Below are 25,531 nucleotides of genomic sequence, written 5' to 3'. Positions count from 1 at the left end.
ATCACTCATCAATCATTTGATGAGTCTTGGGGGCTGGTGCTTTGCAGGCATCAACCTGCGGCACCAAACTAATATCGACACGACGGTTGAGCGCACGGCCTTCCGCAGTGTCATTTGTTGCAATCGGGCGTGTCGCCCCGTAGCCCTGAACCGCAAAGCAGGTGGGTGAGACGTCACTGGTTGAGAGCATCCAGTCACGCAGTGCTTCTGCGCGTTTAAGTGACAGCGTCTGATTAGCGTCGGCATCACCCGTAATATCGGTATGCCCTGCAACCACTATCAGCCAGCCCGGTTTGGCTTTAATGTCGATAAGCGCGTTGACCAGCATTTTGGTACTGCCCGGTTTGAGCTGGAACTTGCCCGTATCAAATAACGACAGCGCGTCGAGGCGCACCGTTGTTGCTACACCCACTTCCTCTATCGCTGGCGGTGGGATATAGGCTTGAACAGCATCGAGTAGAGGCTGGTGCAGACGTTCCCCCTGATACAGCCCCAATCCCATACGCAGTGGTTCACCATTACGGAACCACTCATTGAGCTGTGCAGCATCATGGCGTAATACCTCAACAGCTTTTGCTTTTGGGCCATAATCCGTCATGGCTATGCTGTGGTAATGGCGAATATCAAAACTCACACGGTGCAACAATTGTCGGTTTTGCCAGGCACTGCTGTACAAAGCCACTATTGCCGCCAGGGTCAGTAAAGTGACGCCATGGCGCAGCACCCGGCGACGTGACGACACACCACTGCCGAGGGGAAGTGTTGAAAAGACAAAATCTGGCAAAGGCAAGACGTCATGCGCAGCCGTCGACGGTGGATGCCAACCGGACACCTGTCTCAGCGAGGTATGGGCGGTTAGCCAATGTTGCCAGAGGGAGCTTTGCTCTATATCTGGCAGACCAGCAACCTGCTGCTGAATAATCTGCTGTACAGAGACCGGTGCCACATCCTCATTGCGCGCCTGCAACACCGGGAGCACTTGTGCTTTCAGCCAGTCATGATGGCAGCTGAACAACACCGTCTGTTTCAGTCGTTCCGCCTGTACAACATTGCTTTGTGCGCGCTGCCAGTCGGCCAGAGATCCCGGCGTCGAGATGGTTGACCAGAGCGTCAGCGGCGGAGTTTGCTGTTGTGACAACCAAACCGCATCATGGGCCATCAGTGTGGCCACCGTGCTACTCACCAGCAAGGGAATGTGATGGCGGCTATCGCTACGCAGTTGCATCAGTTGCCAGCGCAGCTCTTGCAGATCGGTGGCCAGCAGGCGCTCATCGCTGCGTTGCTGTGGATTCACCACCACCATCACCGCCAACTGAGAGGCCCATTCAGGCCGCTGCCACAGAAGCTGTCGGGTAAACAGTTGTAGGCTGTTTATCTCATCCACTCGCAGCCAGCAGCCTTGCGCAGTCTGCAGCATCCTCTCGGTGCCAAATAATGATGCCAGACCATCACCACAGACCAGCACCACCGGTAAACGGTGGTTTTCAGGTGGAAGCGGATTTTCGGATGGTAGGGAGAATAGCGGTTCAGAGAATGCCATGTTCGGTTGACGTCTAGCCCGCCCTATTCCCACCAAGCAAATAAGGGCAACCAGCAACAGCATAAGCCAGCCGACTAACAGAGAGAAAGGCAGGAACGCCAGACACAATATGACCGCCAGAAGACCCGCCCATAGCCATAACCCATATCGCCACAGCGGACTCATCACATTGGCCCCGGTAACAATGTCGGTAACAAACCAGATAGCCAGTGGTCAAGACCCCACCACAGCAGCGCGACCATCAGCGCAGCCAACCCCAGTCGCACTGGCCAGTAACGCAGCCAGACCCCAAGACGGTTACGGGATGAGGCAGTTGCCAAGATCCCACGTGATGGTGAAAAGCTGAACGCCGGTACCCGTGCGGTCAGTTGGCTGACCAGTTGTTCCCGTTCAGGTACCGCAATAGAGCGATATCCCCCGAGGAACCCCAACATCAACACCCGGTGAAAACAGGTCAGTACTGCACTATCTGGTGCGGGCTCACGCAACACGGTGCGCATCTGCTCATAAAGCTGGTTACCGGCATCTAGAGTGTTGAAAAAATGCGCCTGCAAGGGCGAGTGACACCACACAAAGTAGGCATCATCCTGTACACCGCGGCCTTTCACAGTTTCATCCAGCAGAGCACATTGTGCGTACCTGATGTGCTGGCAACTTTGTTCGCTGTGGCCGGCGTCTTTCAGCGCCTGATGGACACGTTCAATGTCTGCAACACAGCGTTGCCAAAATGCCTGCCCTTCACCTTCGGAGCAGGCCATTCCCTGACGCAGGCTGATCACCTGCAGCCAGGTATCCTGTAGTAATGCATCAATATTCCCCGTAGGGGAGTGTTCAGTTATTTGATGGTTCATGCGCGCAACACCGCAAACAATTCCAGTTGGATCTCACCCAGCGTACCAGGCACATAGAACACACAAGCCCCTGCCTCCATCATCTGCTTCGCAGCAGGGTGGCTGAGATCAAGGGAGAAATACTGATTTTCCAGGCGCAAGGGGATGGCGGCAGGGACATGGCTCAGGGGACGCAATGGGATCCCGCTCAGTGCAACATTCACCACATTACCGACATCATCCGGCGCTCCGGCTTTACACAACTGCGGGAACTGGGTTTGTAACTGCGCTGAAGACAGAGTGGAACGTACCGACAGATAGAAATCGGCCCCCTCACGCAAGCGAGGATCACGCAGGGTCGCTCGCCACTGATTGATACGCGGTTCATGCTCCAGCTCAATCGCCACCACCCGAGAAGGGAGGCTGGCTTCCAGCAGAATATTCAGCAAAGCAAATAAGGGAGGAAAGACGCGGGTCAGGTGTTCATGCTGATAGGCTGGGATCGCTGTCACCTCGTGTTCAAGGGAAAACGTTAGCAAACTGCCCGCCAGTCTTGCCAGTTCCTGATACAGCCGTTCTGGGTGGATCTGTGGATAACGCTGAAAATTCCCCAGCACCGGTTCAGCGCTGTTAAGGGCATTGAGCAGCCAGAACAGCGACACATCCGCGACAGCAAAATCGGCCATTCGTGCATTGCTTTCCCGGCGCATGCCCATCAGTCGCTGTAAACGCGCCCGAAGCTGCACCATCAGTAATTCCAACTGTTCGCCACACCAGGCACTGGCCTGCAGGCTCAGCATAGGCGGGATAAAACGTGGGTCCAGTGTCCAGCGACCTTGCGCATCCCGCAGCAAACGCGCCACCGGGCAGACCTGATAATCGCCGTTTTCCTGACTGTCCAACCGCAGGGTCAGTTGGTGGTACATCACCGCGACCTGCTTTTTATCATCCCCATACTGATTTTGTACATCGCGCCAGGCCTGACGATGGCGCACGGGCCGTTCGCCCCGCTCATCGGGTTGCAGACAGTTCCCCCCGTTGGCATACAGTTGTGGCATCGCCAGCATAACCGTGGCTTCGGTGGCCTCCGGCGGCAGATTGGCGGCCAGTGTCAGTGTCGGGGGCAACACATCAGCACAATCGGTGTCCACCAGGACACCGTCCTGAAAACGAAGGTGCAAACGTTCTGCTTTCAGGCGGCCCTGAGCCAATGCATCTAATGCAAAAGTGGCCTGAAGGACTCCCCAGGGATGCATGACGCCCATTTGTGCGATGCATTCATTGGTCCAGGCCTCCCAAGAAGCCTGTTGTTGAAATTGCTGCGGGGAAATCAAAACTCCGCGAGTCCACAGAGGACGTTCAATCTTCATGGGTACTTCCTTGCGTACAATCATGCCCGATAAATTTCAAATTACGGCAAGGGCATTCACCCCGGTCATTGACTGGGGTGAATGGGCGTAGCCAACAATGCTGCAGTTTGAAAAATGATGACAATCAGGCTTTCGCCTTCGGCATCTGGGAAACCAATGACAGATTCACGTCCATACCTTCAACCTGGAAGTGCGGCACAGCATACAGCTTCACGCGGAAGAAACCGGGGTTGTCTTCGATATCTTCCACCGTGACTTTTGCATCACGCAGCGGATGGGAAGCCTGCAAGTCATCACCCGGATCAGTCATTTCCGTCACCAACCCACGGATCCAGTTATTCAGCTCCAGCTCCAACAGACGGCGGTCTTTGGTGGTGCCGATGTTCTCGCGCTGAATAAGCTTCAGGTAATGGGCAATGCGTGACAGCAAGAAGATGTATGGCAAGCGGGCATTAATACGGCTGTTGGCAGTGGCATCAGCGGTGTCATACAGCGCAGGCTTCTGGGCAGAGTTGGCCGAGAAGAAGCACGAGTAATCACGGTTTTTGTAGTACGACAGCGGAATAAAGCCCAGATTGGCAAACTCAAATTCGCGCGTTTCCGGGATCATCACTTCTGACGGGATTTTGACCTGATTACCGGTACCCAAATCGTACAGGTGAATAGGCAGGTTGGTCACCGCGCCACCGGCCTGCGGGCCACGGATCTGCACACACCAGCCGTTTTTGATGAAGCTTTTCACCATATTGGCGGCAAAGGCAAACGAGGCGTTGGTCCACAGATAACGGTCATGGTCCGGCCCTTTCACCTGCTCTACGTAGTTAAAGCTGCGTACCGGCACCGTGTCCGGGCCGTAAGGTAAGCGCCCCAGCACGCGCGGCATGGTCAGGCCGATATAGCGGGAATCATCTGAGTCGCGGAAGGCTTTCCACTTGATGTATTCGGCACGGTCAAAGTAGTTACCGATATCTTTGATGGCGGCCACTTCTTCCATGTTCTCTTTACCAAAGAACTCTGGACCCACTGAGCCAATAAACGGCATATGGGCTGCCGCGGCGACCTTGGAGATATTGCGCAATAGCGCGATATCTTGCGGGCTACGGTCGAACTCGTAGTTGGAGATAGCGGCGGCAATCGGTTCGCCACCGGGGGTGTCGTATTCCTGAATGTAAGTCTGGGTGTAGAGACCGCTTTGCACGATTTCAGGGGCGTCTTCAAAATCCTGCACCAGATGATCTTTACTGATATCCAGCAGTTCGATACGCACGTTTTGACGGAAATCGGTTTGATCGATAAGGGATTTCACGCCACGCCAGGTCGACTCCACCCGTTGGAAATCAGGGTGATGCATCACCGCATCCAACTGGCGACTGATTTGATCATCCAGCGCCGCAATGTGGCCATCCAGCAGGGTTTTATCCAGCTTTTCCACTTTTTTCGACGACTGCTTCAGCAGGTCTAAAAAGACACTGACGGCGGCAGTGACACGCTCATCAGTAGTGGCATCCGCCATGGTATCGTTGTTCTGGAAAGCATCCAGACCCGTCAATGAGGAGACTGGGCTCAGGTTGATTTTTTCAAATAAAGAGGCATAAACCCCCTGGGCTACGGGACGGTTTTTCTCTAATACGGTCGTCGCAGTACCCTGCGCACTGTTTTCCTGTACAGACATCAGCATGTTCCTTTTCTTCTTTCTACAAGCAGCCAATCCGGCGATTAACAGTCTTTGGGGGCCAATGCCGCCAGTTCAGCACGCAGCTCATCGCTCAATGCTTCGTCTTTGAGGATGTTTTCCAGCTCACGGCGGAAGGTGGCGTTGTCCAGCAAATTGGACTTGAGATCACGCAGCAGATTGCGCATTGCCAGCAAGGCACGCAGTTGTGGGATTTGACGGGCGACACTTTCCGGCTCGAAATCTTTCATGTCGTTGAAGGTCAGAGATACGGCGGTATCGGTATTATCCCCTGCCAAAGTATCAGGCACCGTTAATTTCAGGCTCGGTTGGAACTCGGCCAACACGCTGTTGAAATTATTTTTATTGATATTAAGCTTTTCACGTTCGGACAGCGGACGCTGTTCCTGACCGTTGCTGTAATCGCCCATCACCAGAAGTTTTAAAGGTAGTTCGACTTTCTTCTGGGCACCGCCGGTGTGGAGGTCTAATTTAATATTAATACGCGCTTTGGGTATCTCATTTTGGAAGCTTGACGAGGCCATTGACTTTCCTTGTTAGAGGACGGGAATTTAGGAAATCCACCCCTGAAAAGATGCGTAAAAATAATCGGCATCACCTGGAACAATAGCCATCGCTCACCAATAAACCGTGGCAATGAAATTAAGGAAAATAATTGTTCGTAGATAACCTTCGCATTCGCAGGATGGCATAACACAGTATCTGACAGGTATTTTTCACACACATAAGTATATCGATTAAATACCCAGTGGCGGCAGTGTAAAAACATTAGCCAGGTAACACCAATGGGTTAAATGTTACAAAATGTAACTATTAGCATTTCAGAAAAAATGCAACATCACATTGAAGAATAAGAAGTTTCTTGTTAGGTAAGAAAAAATCCTTGTGCCTTAGCACGTTAAAAATCATCATGAAATTTAAACCAAGACTGCACGAAATGCATTGTAGGAATGGTCCTACATTTTATTTTTTTAAGAGTGTGATCTGACGCCAGAGTATTTCACAACAAAGAGGGATAAAGAGGAACCTAACGGTTATCACAATGAATCAGTTAACTGTTAATAACGTAAAAATGACTTATCGATATATAATTTCATTGAATGATACATGCAGTACCAGAAAATAGAGGTATGTGGCAGATTTATACCGATGAGAAACTGCTGTGCAGCGAAAAATACGATTATCAACGCAGTTGGTAATACAAGTAAAAAATGATATCCGAGAACAATCCGGTTTCGGTTGTACGGAGTTGACTCTCTCCAGCGTCAGCCACGCTAAGTGTATAGCTAGGTGATAAATGTATAAAATCAATTACATAGGTCAATAAGTTGATATTGATCACTTAATCAGCTCGCCTCAGCAAGACTAATCCTATGAAAATCATCACTGGGCGATCATTTTTAATACAGCCAAACCTGGCATTTGCCAGAAAAATCCGCCCCTCACTACTCCGATACCCATCAATTTACCTCGTCAGCATAATGCTGTACGGTCCGGTGGATTCAGAACGAAGGTTAAAAGAGAGCTGTACCATCGTAGCGACAAGTCCCAAATTATCGACAAAAAAACTCTCTTGATTTTGGCACCATCTAGATTACGCCAAACACGCCTCATTAATATGAAAACGATACGATTGTATTCTTTTTCCCATTTTTATCTTTTTCATTATTGAGTTATTATGTGCATTAACCGTTTTGATGCTGAGCTTGATTATCTGGGCTATAGTCACTGGGTTAATACCTAACTTTAAATAACACATAACGGTGCGTTCCTTGCCCATGAGTGCGTTCTCACTGGCCGGGTAACTCATTGCATTACTTTCAGCTTGTAACTCTTTTCCCTCCAGTAAACCAATAGTACTCTGGATTATATCGTCAATTATATTATTACTATAATTACCATATATAATGCCTGGGTTATTATTAGGTAATTTACCGTCGGCAGCTAAACCCTGACTATCATTCAAGAACACAATAAATAATGTATGTTTTTGTTACCCTGAGTATCCCGAACATGGCGTTCACAATAGCGTTGTGTATCCTGCTTTGAAACCAGCTTTAATACTTGTGTTTTTTAGCCAGAATAATAGAGAATCATTAAGTATTAATTCAGTTATCTTATCTAAATGCTTGGATAGTTCAGATTGCAATGCTAAAGAGAAAAAGATATTTTTTTATGAATAACCACCATAACGCATTTGTTCATAAACCCTCTTGGGAGATCTGCTGGTATCTCGGTAATTCTCAACATAAAAATTTAAATCGTATCGATGACACCTAAACACACCTAATGACAACTACAACAAACACCCTAAAAACAGCATTTATTCTATTTCAAGATCAACAATGCGGCAACATACGCCACAAATTAGCAGATATATAGTTTTTTACTCCAAAAATTAAATAAAGGAAGATGCTATACATCTTAAAATATAGCCAATAGTAGCTTGTACATTTTTTAATATCGGAATTCAAAAAAAACTTAAACCGCACTCAGCCATTCCCTAAAAATACAAATTGACAATAAATTATTTAAAGTTTAAATATGCGCTCACTATAACTACATTCAAAATTTATTATAACTCGCTGAGATCATCATTAATAAGAAAAGCCATGTACTTGCCGGTAGAATTGGGAAATGCATGTTGTATGTTAAGAACAACTCCACCTATCCTGCCACTGAGCAGCTAATCAACCACGTTAAAAACGATTTACATTAAGATGAAATAGACTGCAAAAATGATAATAACGAGATTTTTTATCTAAAAGGAAGTAATTATTATAAATTTAATCAACTTACCTTTATTGGTATCTGTGCAAAAAAAGAAGACAGTGATTACCCTTCTTGCAGAACGATCAGGATTAACTCGGGAGAAGCACGATGAAAAAAAGGTTACCTTACCGTGGTTTACCTGACGATATTAGCTGCCGTCGCCATTTTCTGGGTCTATCAACTATTGCCTAAAGTTGTTTTACAGTGCGATTCTGAGCTATACCTGAAAAAAACATTAATACCTATGATTCTGTTTCATTACTGGCAGATATGAGTATCTTTTTATCCCGCAATGGTGATGGTTTTATAAAACTCACCGGAACGGCGCAGGATAAAACATCATCATATATATTAAATCGCGCTCTGCCATTCAACTACACCACCTTGGATAATAACGGTGTTTATACAGTCAACTTCACCACTCAAATTATAAGAGCTATTGATGATGTTCCAGATAATGTCTGGTCGAAATTCATTCAGACAACACGTGATGATGTACAGTATTTTGTCAGTGTAAAAAATATAGATAAAAACCTCTATGTCATTAATGGGTTATCATCTCCTGTGTTAATTTGTGCAACCCCCTGAATGACATCCCCTATCGCCAAAAGAAAGCCCCTTTATTTCTATGATTAATGAAGCAACTCAAGAGGTTGTGAGGTATTTGTCATTTTACCCATCACAAAAGCCAGATTGGCAGCGGCGACCAGCGAAGCGGCGTGGGCATCGGTACTCATCTGTTGTGCATTCAACAAGCCATTGGCCGCTTCGTTAGCGACCGTGATGGTACCTACACCATTACGATAAGATTCCAGTGCAGCGTCATAGGTGATAAATGACGTTTTCACCAGATTGAGTGCCGCCTGATTAGACTCAAGTGCCGAGTGCAAAGTATCCGCCGCCACCACGATTTCACGCACCGCCAACTCCTGAGTTTTCTTAAATCCTTCCGCTGCAACTGCCGCACGAGACTCCGCCTCTTTGACCCGCGCCGCCCGTATCCCGCCATCGTAAAGAGGAACACTGACCCCCACCAAAATGCTAGAGGATGAAGTCTGCTGGCTAATCCCAGGTAGACCCTGAATATCAAAGCGCCCATCACCGCCTGCGACTGCTCCGGCAAGATAGACTTTTGGCAAAAAGTCGGCCTCAGTGGCTTTGATACCTGCCTTGGCAGCTTCTACCGCCGCATAGCTGGCTAACACATCAGGCCGCTGGGAAAGGGCCAGACGAATCATATTTTCGGTCGGCGTGCTGGCAACATCTGGCAAAGCGCGGTCTTCGGCATAAGCGATGTTGATATCTAATGAGGGAGAAACCCCCATCGCCCCCAGTAATGCCTGATAAGCATCACGTTCCGTACCTTTTGTCATCACGCGGCGCAGTTCAGACTGTGCCACCTGTTGGCGCGCCAACGCCACTTCGACGGTGGTGGCAATACCATTTTTTTGACGTTGTTCGGCAGCATCTTGAATCTTTAAGCTATTTTTCAGCGTTTGCTCTGCTATCTGCCTCTGGGTCTGCGCGGCACCATATTGGAAATAAGTCCGTGTGACATCGTAGATTAGCTTCTGATGCATCCCATTAAAGCTAACATTGGCGGCATAAGAGGTTTGTTTAGCTGCGTCAAGTAATGCACTACGCTGCCCGAAATCAAAGATAAGCCACTGTAATGCCAGCGCCGGAACAACTGCGCTCCCAGAGGTATTGACATCCTTATGGCTGCCAATCGCGTAAGGTAACGGTGTGCTGGTACTCTGGTAGCCACCAATAACACTGGCTGAAATGATCGGTAAAAATACCGCCTCCCCCATGCCGACAGCCAATGCAGCCTGTCGCGCTTGCTGCCAGGCAATGCGGGTATCTGGATTCTGATTCTGGGCAATATCAATCAGCTCAGGTAATGAGTAAAGATGTCCGCTCTTTATTGCCGGTGGCTGAGGAAGTTCTGCCACCAGCGGATTAGCTGGCACAGAGAAATTACCCGCGCCCGCAGCACTGCCCGTATTGGCATCCGCGACCCAAGGTTCGGAATAGGAGGCTGGCGCGAGGTCAAGTCGCTCAGTGGCACACCCCGTAATCAATATGCATAAGCCAGCCGCCGTGCAAATAAGGCCCATTTTGGCTATCCTGGCCATCAGTACCGCGTGAGTCGTCATGTCATCAAGTTCCCAGAAGTTCCCCGAGTCTTTTTATACGTTGCCCAATAGTCAGTTCAACTGGCGATAACCCCTGCCATGAAGATTCTCTCTCTGGCACGTGCTCGCCTTGTTGCGCGGTAATGTCACCGACAAGCGAGAGCTGACGCAGTTGTTCCACATCAGACGCCGACTTTTCAGTCGGTAGAAACAGCACTGGGCACAATTTACTCATTTCTGCCAGTATCGCGTACAAGCGTGCGCACTCTTCTCGTGAAGGGCGTAATTGTGCTGGCTCAAAGGGAACCAGTGCCAGCTCTTCTCGCGCTTGGGTAATCTCCGCCTCAATGGTTGTCGCTTCTCTTAGTGCCGCAGGCCGTGCATCAGGCGACAGCGCTGCCAAATTTGTCAGTCCCGTCAACGTGTTACTAATATGTATGCGCACCGCATCTACAATAGCCACCGGCCACAACCGGGTAAAAATCAAATACACCACCAGATTACCCAGTAAGATCCCAAGCACCCTATCGAGTGCCACCCCCAGATCTGTACTTGGCCCGAAGCCTTGCAACACCGTCAGCAGGAATGCCAGCCCAACCTGCACACCGGCATAAGCGATACGTTCGCTGCCACAGGAAACCCAAGCGGCCAATAGAATGCAGCCAAACACCAGCGCCATCAATTGACCAATATCACTCAGGTAGGGAATAATGAAAATGATCGCCAGAACCCCCATTAACGCGCCGATCAAGCACCCGATAATCCGCAGTACCAGTTTATGCACTGTCTCACCGGTGGTACCTAACGCCGCGACATAGCAGGTGATCATGGCAGTATGGATATCCTGCCAATCCAATGCGGTATAGACCAGATAGCAAATTAGGGCGGCGGCGGTGGTCTTTAGCGCAAAACGCTGATGAGCAGGATTGGTCAGTGCATCTGCGGCAAAGAATGAGGATTTCGGGGCAGCCAAATCTTGCCCATTATCCGCATTCGCCAGTGCTAGCAGTGCGTTTCTGATTTCATTGATCTCATCACCCGCATTCTCAATAGCAAAGTGAGGGGTAACAGCAAGATTGCCCGCCGCTATCGCCTGTGCCGCATCGCAACAGTAGCCCGCGAGTTCAATACGCTCATTCTCTGGTGAGCCAGCAGATAAAGCTGACGTTGCCAATAGCAGGCGATAACTGCTTTTTACGGCACTTTCCAACCAGGCTGCTTCAGACGAGGGGCGTAGATGGAAGATACGTACAAAAAGCGCCCGCTGTTGATGCTCATTTTGCCCTTCCTGTAGTAGCTCAGTTAGCTTAGCCATATTGGTGGCATCGGGTTGGCGCAATGTCTCGGCTACGGTGAAAAGTCGCTCGGCTAAACTGGCCCGCAATAACGTCTGGGGTGCCCGGCCAAAGAAAAGGTTAAAGCCAATAATCAGCAACATCGGGGAAACCGCCATTAACCAGGCATACAACAGCCCCCGCGTTGCTACCTCACCCATGGGTATATCACTGAGCAGCGTCATCACAAACGCAATAACCAGCGCAATAATACTCCCCACCGGACCGAGCTTACTGGCTGAGCCAAGATAGAGAAACAAAAACGAACTGACAATCAAGGCTGCCATGCGCAGTGGCGCGGCTTCCAACGTGAAATGAATAAGCAGAAACACCAGACCAACCACCAGCGACACCAGAATGGTGATAGCAATCGCCATCACCATGCTTTCTACGCCATCCGGTTTCATGACGAAAATAATCAGATAGCAACTGATCGCGGATTCCGGGATGCCATACACCATGGCAACCATAGCCATCAATGCACAGAGTGCAGCAACCCGCCAGGCCATCGCCACTCGCCCAGGGAAATAGGCTAAATCCGCTTTTGCCTGACGGATTATGCCACCGAGCGTACCGTCAGCAACCGTCGTCATTGCGCACAACAACCACAGCAGTCGCCCCGATTCGCATCAGGTCCTCCGGCGGTTTTTCCAGACTGATTCTCACTGGGAAACGCTGAACAACACGTACCCAATTTAATGATTTCGGGACATAAGGCAGACCACGTGGAATATTCAGCATATCCTCAGAGCTGACACCCCAACCAATCCCCTCAACTCGCCCCTGAATCGCACGCTGTCTGTCCGCCATGACATACACGGTAGCGCAATCCCCCACGTTGATATGCTTCAATTCCGTTTCACGGAAAAAGGCCGAGGCATGCCAATGTTCAGTATTGATAAGGGTAAAAATGGCCTGATCCGGGACGATAAACTCCCCGGCCGAGACCGTCAGCCCCACCACCCGACCATCATGGGGGGCACGTACTTGTGTATTCGCCAGCTCCCGTTCAGCAATAGCCAGCGCCGCGCGCCGCGCGACTACCAACGCTTCAGCGGCCGCAGTCGTGCTGACTAAAGCCTCCGCAGCAAATGACTGTTTTAATGCCTGTTTCAGGCTGACCTCGGCGTCGTGTTTCGCCGTCGCCGCATCATCGACCTGCTGGGCGGTGACATAACCTTTAGGGAGCAGAGGTTGTAGCCGGGCCAATGTCTGAGTCGCTAACTTGAGATTGGCTTGCGCCCGTACAATTTGTTCATTGGTAATCGCGGCATTGGATTGTTCAGCGACCACCGTCCGTTGCTGGGTATCGCGAGCAGCCTCTGCCATTTGCAATTCAGCTTGCGCCTGTGCGACTTGCAGCCGATAGAGATCCGGCTCGATGGTAAACAGCAGGTCACCCCGCCGAACTTTGCTGTTTTCCACGACATTAATCGAGATAATACGGCCAGGTACCGAACTGGCAACATGCACCACACTGGCCCCTAATTCTGCATCTTCAGATAATGGATTCAGTGTAGTCTGCCGCACGGAAAGCCAGCCTGATATCACTGCCGCGACGATGATAACGCCGGCGACGATAAGCGCCAGTTGCCGCTTACGCCCACTCCCTGATAGTTTATTCATATTCATCATTCATCGTGTAAACAGTAATAGGGAACTGATAAATGCCACAGCAAGCGCCAGGCAGACATACACCAACAGCCGCCATGGCAGCACCTCATCAATACCCATCCGAATAAACAGAATGCGAGCCATCACCGCCACAACTATTCCGATAAAAGCGCACGCCATCCAGGAAGGAAAGTAAGAGCCCACCAATGAAAATGAAGGCGCCGCTACGCCGGTGCAGCCGCTCAGAGCAATAACCGATAACAGAACTAACGACCCGCGCCATAAGTTCAGGTTGGTACTCGCTAACCCCCTGAAAAAAAACCACTCTGGCTTCCTAAGGGAAGTCATATCATTCATTATTCGGCCTCAGTTAATGTGGCGTTAACAGGCAGAAAAACAGCTATTCGATCATAAAAAGTCACTACAGATCGCTGCCCAACGTATTTTTGAAGATTTGCCCATCTTTCATAATGAGCCTGAATGCTTTCTCTGGCCGAGCAATGAGTTGAATATCACTCAGTGGATCACCATCAACCAGAATCAAGTCAGCCAGTGCGTCATTCTCTACCACACCCAACTTACCGGGATACGGGTTTCTTGGACCGGAGAAGGCACAGAGTTCAGCATTAACGCTGGTGGCCATCTTGAGAATTTCAAGCGGTGAGTACCAGCGAGTCAGCTTGGCCAATTGAGCACCCTGTCGGGTTGCCAGTCGGGCATCGAATAATGTATCGGTGCCCCACGCTGTCTTGATGTTATATTTTTTCGCCAACCTATAGGCCGTATCAGTACCGGCAACCATCTCAAGCTGCTTGGCACGTGATGCCGGACTGGCCATTGGCACCGCATCCTCGTCATCAAGGAAGGGTTGCAAGCTCCACCAAATGCCTTTTTCTGCCATTAACTGGACGGTCTCCTCATCCACCAACTGGCCGTGTTCGATACATTTAACCCCACCTTTAATCGCCATGGTGACCGCCCGTGCCGTATAAGCATGGACGGTGACATAGGTACCCCAATTCTCAGCCGCCGTAACTGCCGCTTGAATCTCTGGTACCGATCCCTCGGTCACACTGATAGAGTCATACATAGAGGCTACACCACCCCCTGCCATGTATTTGAGTTGCGACGCGCCTCGCATCAATTGTTCTCTGGCACGCAGTAACACCTGATCGGCACCATCGGCAATCGCCGTCATACCTACGCGTTCGGCATAACTCAAGGGGTCTGATGGCGTATGCGGTAATTCACCAATCAGACGGAAATCGCCGTGCCCACCAGTTTGAGTGATAAATGCGCCGGAAGGATAGATGCGTGGCCCGACCGTCACCTGCTCATCAATGGCGCGTTTCAAGCCAAAAACCGGCCCGCCCATATCACGCACCGTGGTGAAACCACGCATTATAGTCGCCTGCGCCTCTGCAATTGCCAGCGCCTGGATATAATTAAAATCTGCTGTCATCGCCGTCATCATTGATGGCCGAGCCATAATGGCGTGCCAGTGTGCGTCGATCAGCCCTGGCATCAATACACCGCCACCACCGTCTATCCGTTCCACATCCGGTGGCAATGCTTTATCAGCCGGCTCTACCGACTTGATCCTGTTACCTTCCACTAATACTTGCAATCCATCGCGCAAATGGTCTGAAACACCATCAAAAAGGCGAATATTAACAAAGGCCATCACACGCACAGTATTGGCCGCGACATCTCTTCTTTGCTGAGTCGCGCCTGGGATCGCCGCAGCAACGGTTGCCGCTGTTATAGGGGCAGAATGAGCAGCTTTCTGAGCAAACACCGTATTGATACGAACGAACGCCGGACTATGGCAAAGACAACAATCAGAATGAGTGTGGGGAAGCGCTATCAAAGGCATATGAGGCATTGTGTTCTCCTTATATGAACTCTCCCTCCATCAATAACTAGAGGGCCGGTTCTCAATCATAGAACAAATTTATTACGTAACGACTTATTTTAATGGAAAAAATCAACCAGAAATCGTGACAATGCTCTGATCCTGACATGATAAAGCGGATGTTGCCGTGAAGAACCGACCTAAGCACGCCCTGCAAGTAGAACGTGCTTTTTACTCATTTCTGCTGTGCCGCCCACCAGGATAATAAGCGTAAACAAGAGGAGTAATAGTCTTCTTCTGGTTGTAATACTGCCGTTAATTGAGCAGCATCACCTAAGGTAAGATCCCGTATCGCCAGCATCCCAGGTGTCAGTGCATATTCCGCGGTAGCCCCCGTAACAACATTGACCCATGCCGGTGTTTTTAAACGCGAAAAACCTTGCCAATAGCCAATAAAAGGCGCCAATGTACTGCCATTATGTCCTCCCCAACTGAGATATAATGGAATACGCACCGCATCAAAACTAAAACGTGCAGGCCAACCATTGGCTGGTGCGAAACTACCATCCGACTGCAATGACACCCAATCAGTCGGCAAATTGACTTTGCCAAGCTTCATCGCTGATAACTGCTGGATAGCATCGTCATTCAAGTCTTTCCATATTTTCAAATGACTGTATTGGTAGAATGCATTCCAGGCTGGAAATATGTAATAAGACGGGTTGATCACAACATAACTGGTATGATTAAAACTTGCAGAGCCTGGCAATAATACATGATAACCGGCAAAGTTAATGACCGTGTGCTTAATAATAGCATTCTGTATCTGATTAGATTGACTCGTATAGTCGCGATTGTGCCATTTATCCCCAGCCAGTAATAATGCCCAAGCAATCAATATATCGCCATCTGTAGCATTATTTTTATCCGCAACTTTTACTTTAGCATTCGGCTCATAACGCCATGAAAATAATCCGGTATCTGCATTGTATAATGTCTTTTGAGTCCAACCCAATAATGAATCAAAGGTAGGCCGGTCATCATTGAATACGGCAAGTAGCATACCAAAACCTTGCCCTTCGGTATGGCTGATATCATGGTTACCCGTATCAACAATTCGGCCATCGGGCTTAAGAAACCGGCTTTTAAATTGTTCCCAGCCGGGCTGATAAGCCTGTACCCCGGTGGAAAACAGTAGGCCAAATAGCACACCGGCGGTAACAACAACACGCATGACCTTCATAATTAGCATAATATGCCTCAAATGCCGTTTTTATAACGGAACACTAATGGACCTTCGGTTTTATTATCCAGCCAACGGACATTCACTTCTGACTGCCCTCCCTGCTGCCTGAGCCACTCCTTATAAATACCTTCCAAAAATGTTGCAAATGCAGTTTTCCACTGCGACTGTTCAGTCAGATTGTCCGTGTCCGGCCATGCACAGTGACTTAACTGCATTTCCTGTTCATTCGCGGCAATGCGCAAAAATCCCCAATGATATCTGGACCATAGATGATTAATTTGATCTTCAAACTCACCCACGGTCTGACTTATCGGTAAGGGGTTATGCTGTGCCAGTTGAGTCCCCATGTTGCGGATAAAAGCCCTGCCATCCGCACTGTCAGCATTAGCCTGAATACCTGAAAAAAGCACTTGCACCACATTTTGCCATCCCGGCTGATGCTGCTGCTGACGGTAATAATCCTGTTGTTCCGAAAGATAGTTATTCTCTTGCATGATTATTTCCCATCCAACAAATATCTGAAGTAGACCAAGGCGGTAGTTTCGGAGTAGTCGCCAAAAGTATCATAGCCAACCTGTCCGCCGATCTGCATATTCTTCTGTAAGTTGTAACTGCCATCAGCCTTGAAGTTATATCCGATGCCATTTTTACTTTGCGCAGCATAACGGGATTCAGTGCTATAACCATCGCGCACCAATTGCTCCAGTTGAGCCTGCAACTCTGGATTATTCGGGAAATATTTACTCTCATCCTGCGAATAGGATTGATAGCCTACCGCCCCACCCAATTTATAATTCCAGTTACCATAACGTTGGCTATACTCAACCGGGAAAGAGACACTGACATAATCTTGCGGGCTGAAATAGCCCCCTTGACCGTAACTGAAATAACTGAGATTTTTAGAGAAATTCATATAACTGATATTGATGCCCGTTTTTAATTCACGGTCATCATAGCGGTAAGGACGAATATACGCGCCGACTGAAGAGTTAATTGAACCATTACTCGGAACATTATCACCGATATAATTGTAATAATTTAATCCTGCATAAAGGCCGGCATCGCCATCGTCATAGCTCAGGTTTAAGCCACCCCCATTCTTAGTGACTGCCCCCCATCGCGATCCGCTGATCTTATCGGTTGCACCCACGTATGAAAGCAAGCTATCCGTCACTGGCCGACGTTCTACTGTCATCGCCAGTTTAGCGAATTCGCCAAGCTTAGGTGCCCATTGCACGCCGCCAATAAGGGCACTCATATCTTGCCCTAACGGCGTGGTACCAATGTCGGCTTTATAATCTTCCCCCGCCAAGGCCAGTGCCAGCTCTACCCCTGACTCACTTTGTGAGCCTGGGGAGTCGGCGGTGAAATCATTTGGACTAAAGGTTTGGGCTGTGACCAGATTATTAGCCGCCAGTTGTTTAGCACTGTTGGCATCATTTTCCACTACCCTGGCATCAACACAACCTTGCGTTCCAGCACCTGCGCCATTACACGCACTTTCTCTATCCGCCTGAGCCTGCAATTGAGCAGTTGTCGCCGCCGCTAATACCGCCGCTGAGTTAGTTGCGGCAAGTGCTGATGTCTCTGTCGCATTTTTAACTTCCAAACCCTGCTGCAATGCCCCGGTACCAAAACGATTACTGCCCGTACCTGAGGTTGAACCTGCATTGAGGGATACCGGCGTGACGGTAAAACTCAGGCGGGAGGTATCAAAAGGCACACCGGAAAAGGTGAGCGGGGCTTTGGCTTCAGTCAATTGACTCAGGCCCGATTCACCATCGCGACTGCGAATACTGATATTGGCCTGCGCCCAACTGGCAGTTTTATCCTGTAAAGTATCCAGCATCTGATCAACTTGCTTCAGGGTGCCGTTTTGCGCAACGTTAGCGGTAGGTGCCAGATTATTGACGCCCCCCATGGCAGCGCCTTCTGTGCCCGCATTTTGCCACGGCAACACCGCGCCATAGCTTGAATTGGTCCGCGGCTGCGTGCGGGTGGTCTGGTTAATAAACGGATTGTCGCTAAGTTGTAAACCAGCAATATTCGCGCCACCAACACTGTCTGCCCCTTCCAGCCCAATCATTTTACCTTTGGCGGAACGTAACAAAGCCAAAGCCTGCTCATGATCCCCTTCAGCTTCCGCGACCCGGGCAGCAAGCAATAAGCGCTCAGGGGTTCTTGGCCCGCGCATGCCCAACATCAATTGTCTGGCGCTCTGGACATCACCATTAGCCAGTGCCACGTTTACCGCCCCTACCCGCGCCCCTTCATTAGTAGGATCACGTTTTAATAAATAAGCATAAACTTTACCGGCTTCATCATTCATTTTACCGGATTGGTAAAGACGCCCCATCGCCAGCATCAGGTCAATATTTTGCGGATCACTTTGTAGCGCAACAATCAACTTGTCATACGCCGCAGCATACTGGCCTTGCTCACGCAATGCATCGGCCTGATTGATAGTGGTCCCTAGTCGTAATCGACTGATCTCTATCGGCGAACTGCCACTTTGAATCGCGGGATTACTCAATAAGGCTTCCGCTTCTTGCGTCAGGCCAGATTGCGTCAAGACACTGATTTGTGCCGCATAATCGCCCGCCTTGCCATGAATGCCGTTATTGATATTTTTACGCACTAAACTAACCGCCGTGGTGCTGTCACCGGCAGCCATCAAATCTTTAGCCAGATTACCGACATCGGCAGGGGCGGTAGGCGGATTTTGTGCCAGTCCGCGCAATATTACCGCAGCACTGGCTGAATCACCCTTTGCCAGAGCCGTTTCTGCTGTCGCTATTTTTTGATTGAACTCCACACGGTCAGCGAGCGCACGGACCTCTTTAGTTTGGCGGGCTGGCGGGATCTGATTGAGTAAAGCATTACTGGTTGCCCAATCTTTGTTTTCAGCGGCAAACAAAGCGGCAGCATATAGATTATCCGCCGGTGCGCCGGGAGCCGAAGCTTCAGCCATCAGACTTTGCGCCTGGGCTGTATTTCCTTGTTGTTGCAGTATTCTCGCCATATCCAGACGAACCCAGATATTCGATGGCTGCTTAGTTAGCGCCTGTTGTAACAGATTTAATGCCGCCGTAGGATCATTACGTTGCAGCGCTAATGCAGCCTCACGGCGAATCGGATCAACATTGATCCCAGCGGGCGCGGCGGCGGGTTTGAGATTGTTTGGCACGGTTTGTAGCACTTGCTGTGCCTCGGCATCATTCTTTTGCTGCCGCAATACATAATACAGCCCCAATTTCGCATCATTATTTTGCTGTTGCTGCGCCAGGATATTGCGGTAAGCCTGTTCAGCAGCACTCAAATCACCTTTGCGCCGCAACAAATCAGCCCGGAACAGCGCCACCGCAGTGCCTTTGTCCCCTGTGGCCTGTGCCAATGGGGCGCTCAATGCCAGCGCACCGTCAATATTCCCGCTGGCAAAGGCTTTTTTAGCTTTATCCAACTCGCCGTAGAAATGGGCATCTTGCGCTTGCGCCGCCAGTTGTGCGCTGTTTGCCCCACCTTGTTTGGCCGCCTGAGTCAGGTAGTTTTCTGCATTGGCGAAATCACCACTGCGCAAAGCGATAAATCCCAAACCCGCTAATGCATCGCCATCGTTAGGGTTGATCGCCAGCACTGACTCAAACTGGCTTTTCGCATTGGTTAAATCACCGCGATTAAGTTCACTGTAACCCTGGCCTTTTGCTGCTCCACCGATATTCTTTTTATAGTAATCGGCGACAACCTGATCATCGGGATGGCGTTGTTGATAGGCCTGATAAAGCCCTTCATCTGCCGGTTGCGGTGTTATCCACATCAGTGCCTGGCGCAAAGCAGCATCAGCTTCGCGGTTAGTCGCCGCCAGACTATTAAGCATGGCAATACCATCACGGCGGGTTGTCTGTTGGTAGGTCAGCACTTTACCCAGCGCCACGCGGGCTGCAACATCATTTGGGGACTGTGCTACACGTTGCTGTAATTCGGCGATAGCTGTTGGTAACGTCGCCGCATCCCCCGCCATGGTCAAATAATATTCTACCGCTAAATTATCTAACGGTTTATTACCGTTAAATAAATTCTGATAACTCTCAATCGCCTTGGGAATATTGCCCTGGCTGGCAAACTGGCGCGCTGCCGCTAATTGGCTCGGCGAAATGGACTGCATGACTTTGGCATTATCTAACGACTGCAAACGTGGGTCATCCGGGGAGGCCGCATTTAATTTTTTACGCCATTCAAGCGACTCGGCTTTATCCCCTTTTTCAGAGGCATAAAGGGACATTAGATATAAAGCATCAACGTTGGTAGGATCGACCATCAGGATCTTTTGCAGCGCGTTAGTCGCCAGATCATTATGGGCTTTCTCATGCCAGTAGGTGGCCTGATCTAACAATGCCTTTATCGCTGGCGTATTCTCTGCCGCCTGTCCCCAGACAGGGATTGCAGCAAATCCGACCATCCCAGTAAGCAACAGGGCATTAATCAATGGTGACTTTACATGACTTGATTTCATATCAACCCCGCTCCATACAATAGGCCCACATCATCAACAGTTTTATTATCATTCTTCAGGATCTTTGCCTAAGCGTATTGCTGCACGGCGTTTTAATAACCCAAACATGCTCACACCAATGATGACTGAGATCAGTAAAGCAAGTAACGCCAAAATCACGATATGCTGACTGGCATACCAGATAACCATTTGATACCAAGGCAGCTCACCACGAGGGAATTGCTCCCCAACACTAAAACTGCGCACACCATTTTCATTGGTAATAATTGCCAGATCGCCACGCACGCCGGCATTAACCGTCGATAACTTCAAATCGCCGTGAATACTCGCTAATTGATCATCACCTGTTGCGGTTGCCAGCACCACGACTTTCTGCGGATTCCAACCAGAACGGAAACTCAGGAAGCCGCGCCAGTTATCGGTCGATGAAAGGTAGCGATCGGCCTCAACTTGCTGGCGGAACCAAACCCCAGTGAGGTAATCCGCCAACTTTTCTAACGTCGACGGTTCTTTCACTGATAGCACACCATTTTCCAGGCCAAATGATGTCGCGGTTAATAGTGTTTGGCTGAAATCAGCATGGTCTAATGTCGACACCACCAAAATATCGTTATCAGCAAACAGTGAAATATCTTTTTCATTTGCGGACACGCCCAGCTTCACCTTGACGTGGATAACTGGCTTTCCGGTTGAATTACCGGCACGAGCCGCAAGACCAAGTAATGTACGAACTTCTGTTTTGCTTGGTTTTTCGGGCAATAATACCAAGGTTTGTGAGAAATCAGCCAAGCGGGTGAAAGGGAAGGATGCGCCGACAAAATACGAAAGATTAGGCAACAGGGTAAAGTGATGGGTGTGACTCAAGTCAATATAAGAATCAGGTTCGATACGGCTCTTAATATTATTGTTGTTTAGTAGATTACAGGGGGTTCCGGCTTTCGGATTAATCGCGAAATAGAACTCTAACTGGTTATCACCATAAATCAGATAAGGAGCCAAACGCAGGGTATAACTCTCCTGACGAGTATCGCCACCAACCGCCCGCCACAGGGACTCAATCAACCCCTTCTTATTTACCGGCAGGTTATACAAGAAAATATTGTTAATCGATACGTTAAGTTGGGAGCTATTTTCATCAATCCAGTCTTCAATCGGGAAACGGTAGCCGATATGGATGGGTATAGTTTCTCCATCCCACATAAATAGATCGGGTGCCGCCCGGAAATCAACATGAATACCGTCATGATAAATACCATTAGCAGTCAAAGCATCGAGATTTGGCACTAAAGATTTAAGTAATACGGGATGTTCAGTATTAATCCAGCGTGGAGCGTCATAGGGAATGCTACGCGGGATAGCTTGCGCTTTAACACTTAGGCTATTCGCCTCTGGCGGTAATGGCCCGGAAGTTAAACGCCATGCAGCCTGACGCAACTCCTCCTCATTATTGCCAATAACCAAGAGTAATTTAGCCACCGGATTGTGCGGGTTATCAATCAATTGCAGACTTGGGCCGGTGCTTTGCGGTAACACAAAATCACCGATATGCTCACCCGGCTTACCAAATAAAATACCATTACCTTCGGGTAGTGAATCAAATTGTACCGGGAAATCAATATCACGGTAATTAGCCTGATAACCAAACCATGAAGCAACACCGGCGGCAGCACCAATCACATCAGCACGAATATTAGCCGGGAATGCCATAACCACTTTGGTCTCTTTCATCTGCATAGCATCAAAGAATGGCCGGGGGAATAGTCCCAAATTCTTACCAATATTCAGTTGTTGCCCTTCTAATTGAATACTTGAGGTCGGTAAAATACTGACCCAAAATTTATTCAATTGATCTGTTTCACACTGCAATACCGTGTTGTCACCAGTAATACTCATACTCAGATTATTGGTCGCGACCACCATCGCCGCAGGGACATCAACTTGGTATATCGCGCTGTTTTCACTTGACGGCGTTAGTGGCAATGTCCCTAACGGCTGCCCGTTCAGCATTAACTGTAAGCTGTAATTCTTACCAGCCAGCTCTGATGATAATTTTAGCGCCAGAGATAGTTTTGCATTGGTAATCACCAAATCATTGGGTAACGTGAAGACAATGCCTGATTGCAATTGACCGCCACTTAACAGCAACCCATTGGGCTGCCCCATATCTTTAATGGTAATCGTGGTATTCACTATCGCGTTGTATGAGGCCGGGCGGGTCACCACTACCGTGTTATCAACTACGGGTGTCGGTAGAGTTGAATCATACAAAGGGCGGTTTTCAGGGGCGCTGGCGATTTGCGGGTAATTATCAACCGCAGGAGCCACTGCCCCAGCGGTTGAGTCATCACTGTTCGGCCGAGGTAATAAAGGGAAATCTCCCGCGGTGGCTGCATCTTCAGTTTGCTGTTCCTGGCCCGCGATACGATTAGTGTCTACAGCAAGCCCATTGATGGGAAAAAATGCCAGAGAGCACGCGGCCACCACACCTGTAAACCACAATGACGGCAATATCTTGCTCAATATCCCTTTCATGCCGCATTTCCTTTTTTCTGGAGGGCCAGCTTTCTTTTTCTAGCCCGACGTTGCTTCCACGGCAGATAAAAGAGTTCAAACGCACAACGAATAATGCTGAGTAATGAATGTAATGGTCGATCCTGAGGATAAGGCTCGGTAATCCAGGCATCTGCACGGGCCAACACAATACGAACCAGTTCCCGACGTTTAACCAGTGGAATATCACCAAACATCAACCGCACAGCACCGAGTTCAACATCAATAAGCGTGACAGGTAGACTGACAGCACCGCGTTGTAACATCAGCTCCACCTCTTCAATACCCTCAGTTGGGAAATGTTGGTCTTTAATCGCCAGACGAACCCCGCCCATTGACAAGTCCAGGGTGTGAGTACGCAGTGATATGCCATTACTATAATGAATAATGGCCGGTAACTGGACGTCAATGCGGATCGTTTTACGTGTCTGACGAGTCTCGCGCGCAACAGAAATAGCCGCAAATAATAGAATGACACTGAAAGTAGCCCAGGCGATATTAAGTGCAATTACATTCGGATTAACACCAAAATAATCTGGCAATGCTACGCGCACTAATCCCCATATAATGCCGAGCAACATCAGAACAACTGCAATAATATGCGGTCGAACAATATTGAAATCGAAATAACTCTTATCCAGTAGGTCGCCTTTATCCGTCACGTTAAACTTGCCACGTTTTGGTGAAATCATCGTAACGATGGTTGGAATAACCAAATGGAATGCCATTACGGTTTCATAAACTTCACCCCAGAAAGAGTAGCGGAAGCGGCCATTACTGCGTGAGTTGATGGCAATAGACATAATTAAATGGGGCAAAACATAGGCGAAAATCAATTCGGCTGACGAGGCAATAATACTCTGGTTAAAGAGAAGATAGCCCAGTGGCGCGAGTAAAAAGACCACGCGTGGCAAACCAAATTGGTAATAAATCATGGCGTTGAGATAACACAAACGCTGAGGAAGGCTCAGCCCACGCCCTAACAAGGGATTATCCACACGGAAAATTTGTGTCATCCCCCGCGCCCAACGGGTCCGTTGGATCACATGTAACGCCAAACGTTCAGTCGCCAGCCCCGCGGCGAGTGGGATGGAAATAAAGGCTGAGTTCCAACCTAAACGCTGTAATTTCAGCGCAGTATGGGAGTCTTCGGTGACTGTTTCTACCGCAAAACCACCAATTTCATCTAATGCCTTACGGCGAATAACAGCACAAGAACCGCAGAAAAATGCCGCATTCCAGTTATCGTTCCCTTGCTGAATAGGGCCATAAAAAAGGGCCCCTTCATTAGGAACAGAACGGCCTGTTGATAGATTGCGCTCAAACGGATCGGGGGAGTAAAAGTAGTGTGGCGTCTGGAGCAACGCCAACCGCTTATCAACCAGGAACCCACCCACCGTGGCCTGTAAAAAACCGCGGGTAGCTACGTGGTCACAATCAAAAACGCAGATTAACTCCCCCTGCGTAATCTTCATCGCATGGTTAAGGTTACCGGCTTTAGCATGACGGTTATCATTTCGAGTGATATAACCAACCCCTACATCCGCAGCAAATACAGCGAACTCAGTTCGTTTTCCGTCATCCAATACATATATTTTTATTTTTTCTTTTGGGTAATCAATACATTGGGCTGCCAGAATCGTATCTCTAACCACATCCAGACTTTCATTATAGGTAGGAATGTAAACATCAACCGTTGGCCATAAATCGGTATTCTCAGGCAGCGGTTCAATCGTTCGTTTTAATGGCCAAATAGTCTGTAAATAACTAAGACTTAGAATAATCCAGATGTAAAGTTCTGCACTATAAAGAAGTATGCCTAATATTGTCTCGGTTACAGAACCAAAATGAAGCGTTTCAGTCGTGCGCCAATAAATATATCGGGATGACATCAAAAATGACAATACTGTCATTACTATTGTTACTTTTCTGCTTTTACTTATGCCAAGTAAAAAGAACGCAGCAATGCTGAATAATGCAAAAATGTACTGCTTCTCACTGTCCATTGGTGTAACAACAACCAAGATAGCGATTGGCAATAACAGTAACAACAGAAGATAAAATTGAATTTTCTTCATC

At 48.9% G+C, this 25,531-nt stretch carries 17 protein-coding genes; 1 reads left to right on the top strand and 16 read right to left on the bottom strand.

Annotation, left to right across the window (positions count from 1 at the left end; translation table 11 throughout):
- Nucleotide 1: 1 nt before the first annotated feature.
- From A6J66_020505 to A6J66_020480, 6 genes are all read right to left on the bottom strand, one after another.
- Entirely contained in the window at nt 2–1,705 is a 1,704-nt protein-coding gene (locus A6J66_020505; protein ID PNM26331.1) for an OmpA family protein, read from the bottom strand.
- Nucleotides 1,705–2,391: a type VI secretion protein ImpK gene (locus A6J66_020500; GenBank protein PNM26330.1), complete on the bottom strand. Its 687-nt coding sequence runs from the start codon at nt 2,389–2,391 to the stop codon at nt 1,705–1,707. Before A6J66_020500 ends, A6J66_020505 begins: the two co-directional genes overlap by 1 nt.
- Entirely contained in the window at nt 2,388–3,740 is a 1,353-nt protein-coding gene (locus tag A6J66_020495; GenBank protein ID PNM26329.1) for a type VI secretion system baseplate subunit TssK, read from the bottom strand. The genes A6J66_020500 and A6J66_020495 overlap by 4 nt, the downstream gene beginning before the upstream one ends.
- 124 nt (nt 3,741–3,864) lie before the next feature.
- Complete coding sequence (locus A6J66_020490) at nt 3,865–5,418, bottom strand: type VI secretion system contractile sheath large subunit (protein ID PNM26328.1); 1,554 nt, start codon at nt 5,416–5,418, stop codon at nt 3,865–3,867.
- A gap of 38 nt (nt 5,419–5,456) precedes the next feature.
- Nucleotides 5,457–5,957, bottom strand: a complete 501-nt coding sequence (locus tag A6J66_020485; protein PNM26327.1) for a type VI secretion system contractile sheath small subunit — start codon at nt 5,955–5,957, stop codon at nt 5,457–5,459.
- A 1,070-nt stretch (nt 5,958–7,027) separates the two neighbouring features.
- Nucleotides 7,028–7,405 carry a hypothetical protein gene (locus tag A6J66_020480; protein ID PNM26326.1) on the bottom strand — a complete coding sequence of 126 codons (378 nt, stop codon included), beginning with the start codon at nt 7,403–7,405 and terminating at the stop codon, nt 7,028–7,030.
- A 1,070-nt stretch (nt 7,406–8,475) separates the two neighbouring features.
- Here A6J66_020480 and A6J66_020475 point away from each other — a divergent pair.
- Nucleotides 8,476–8,793, top strand: a complete 318-nt coding sequence (locus A6J66_020475; GenBank protein ID PNM26325.1) for a hypothetical protein — start codon at nt 8,476–8,478, stop codon at nt 8,791–8,793.
- A gap of 44 nt (nt 8,794–8,837) precedes the next feature.
- On the opposite strand, the gene A6J66_020470 is transcribed toward A6J66_020475, so the two are convergent.
- The 10 genes from A6J66_020470 to bcsA all read right to left on the bottom strand — a co-directional run bounded on the left by A6J66_020470 (nt 8,838) and on the right by bcsA (nt 25,530).
- Entirely contained in the window at nt 8,838–10,364 is a 1,527-nt protein-coding gene (locus tag A6J66_020470; GenBank protein ID PNM26324.1) for a TolC family protein, read from the bottom strand.
- A gap of 4 nt (nt 10,365–10,368) precedes the next feature.
- Entirely contained in the window at nt 10,369–12,138 is a 1,770-nt protein-coding gene (locus tag A6J66_020465) for an FUSC family protein (protein ID PNM27100.1), read from the bottom strand.
- A 115-nt stretch (nt 12,139–12,253) separates the two neighbouring features.
- On the bottom strand, nt 12,254–13,303 hold the full coding sequence (locus tag A6J66_020460) for a multidrug transporter subunit MdtN (GenBank protein ID PNM27099.1): 1,050 nt from the start codon (nt 13,301–13,303) through the stop codon (nt 12,254–12,256).
- A 9-nt stretch (nt 13,304–13,312) separates the two neighbouring features.
- A complete protein-coding gene (locus A6J66_020455) occupies nt 13,313–13,639 on the bottom strand; it encodes a hypothetical protein (GenBank protein PNM27098.1) in 327 nt (108 codons plus the stop codon).
- A gap of 73 nt (nt 13,640–13,712) precedes the next feature.
- Complete coding sequence (locus A6J66_020450; protein PNM26323.1) at nt 13,713–15,176, bottom strand: amidohydrolase family protein; 1,464 nt, start codon at nt 15,174–15,176, stop codon at nt 13,713–13,715.
- A 205-nt stretch (nt 15,177–15,381) separates the two neighbouring features.
- Nucleotides 15,382–16,398, bottom strand: a complete 1,017-nt coding sequence (locus A6J66_020445; protein ID PNM26322.1) for an endoglucanase — start codon at nt 16,396–16,398, stop codon at nt 15,382–15,384.
- Nucleotides 16,399–16,406: 8 nt separating this feature from the next.
- Nucleotides 16,407–16,886 (bottom strand): cellulose synthase, encoded by a 480-nt coding sequence (locus A6J66_020440; protein ID PNM26321.1) that lies wholly within the window; start codon nt 16,884–16,886, stop codon nt 16,407–16,409.
- A gap of 2 nt (nt 16,887–16,888) precedes the next feature.
- A complete protein-coding gene (locus tag A6J66_020435; GenBank protein ID PNM27097.1) occupies nt 16,889–20,848 on the bottom strand; it encodes a hypothetical protein in 3,960 nt (1,319 codons plus the stop codon).
- 102 nt (nt 20,849–20,950) lie between these two features.
- Entirely contained in the window at nt 20,951–23,434 is a 2,484-nt protein-coding gene (locus A6J66_020430) for a cellulose biosynthesis cyclic di-GMP-binding regulatory protein BcsB (protein ID PNM26320.1), read from the bottom strand.
- Complete coding sequence (bcsA, locus tag A6J66_020425) at nt 23,431–25,530, bottom strand: cellulose synthase catalytic subunit (UDP-forming) (protein PNM26319.1); 2,100 nt, start codon at nt 25,528–25,530, stop codon at nt 23,431–23,433. Before bcsA ends, A6J66_020430 begins: the two co-directional genes overlap by 4 nt.
- Nucleotide 25,531 lies beyond the last annotated feature (1 nt).

Origin of the sequence: Yersinia enterocolitica, from assembly GCA_002082245.2 — a bacterium.
Classification (GTDB): Bacteria; Pseudomonadota; Gammaproteobacteria; order Enterobacterales; family Enterobacteriaceae; genus Yersinia; species Yersinia enterocolitica_E.
The sequence above is the reverse complement of the archived record's forward strand: the minus strand, read 5'-3'. Positions and strand labels throughout refer to the sequence as shown.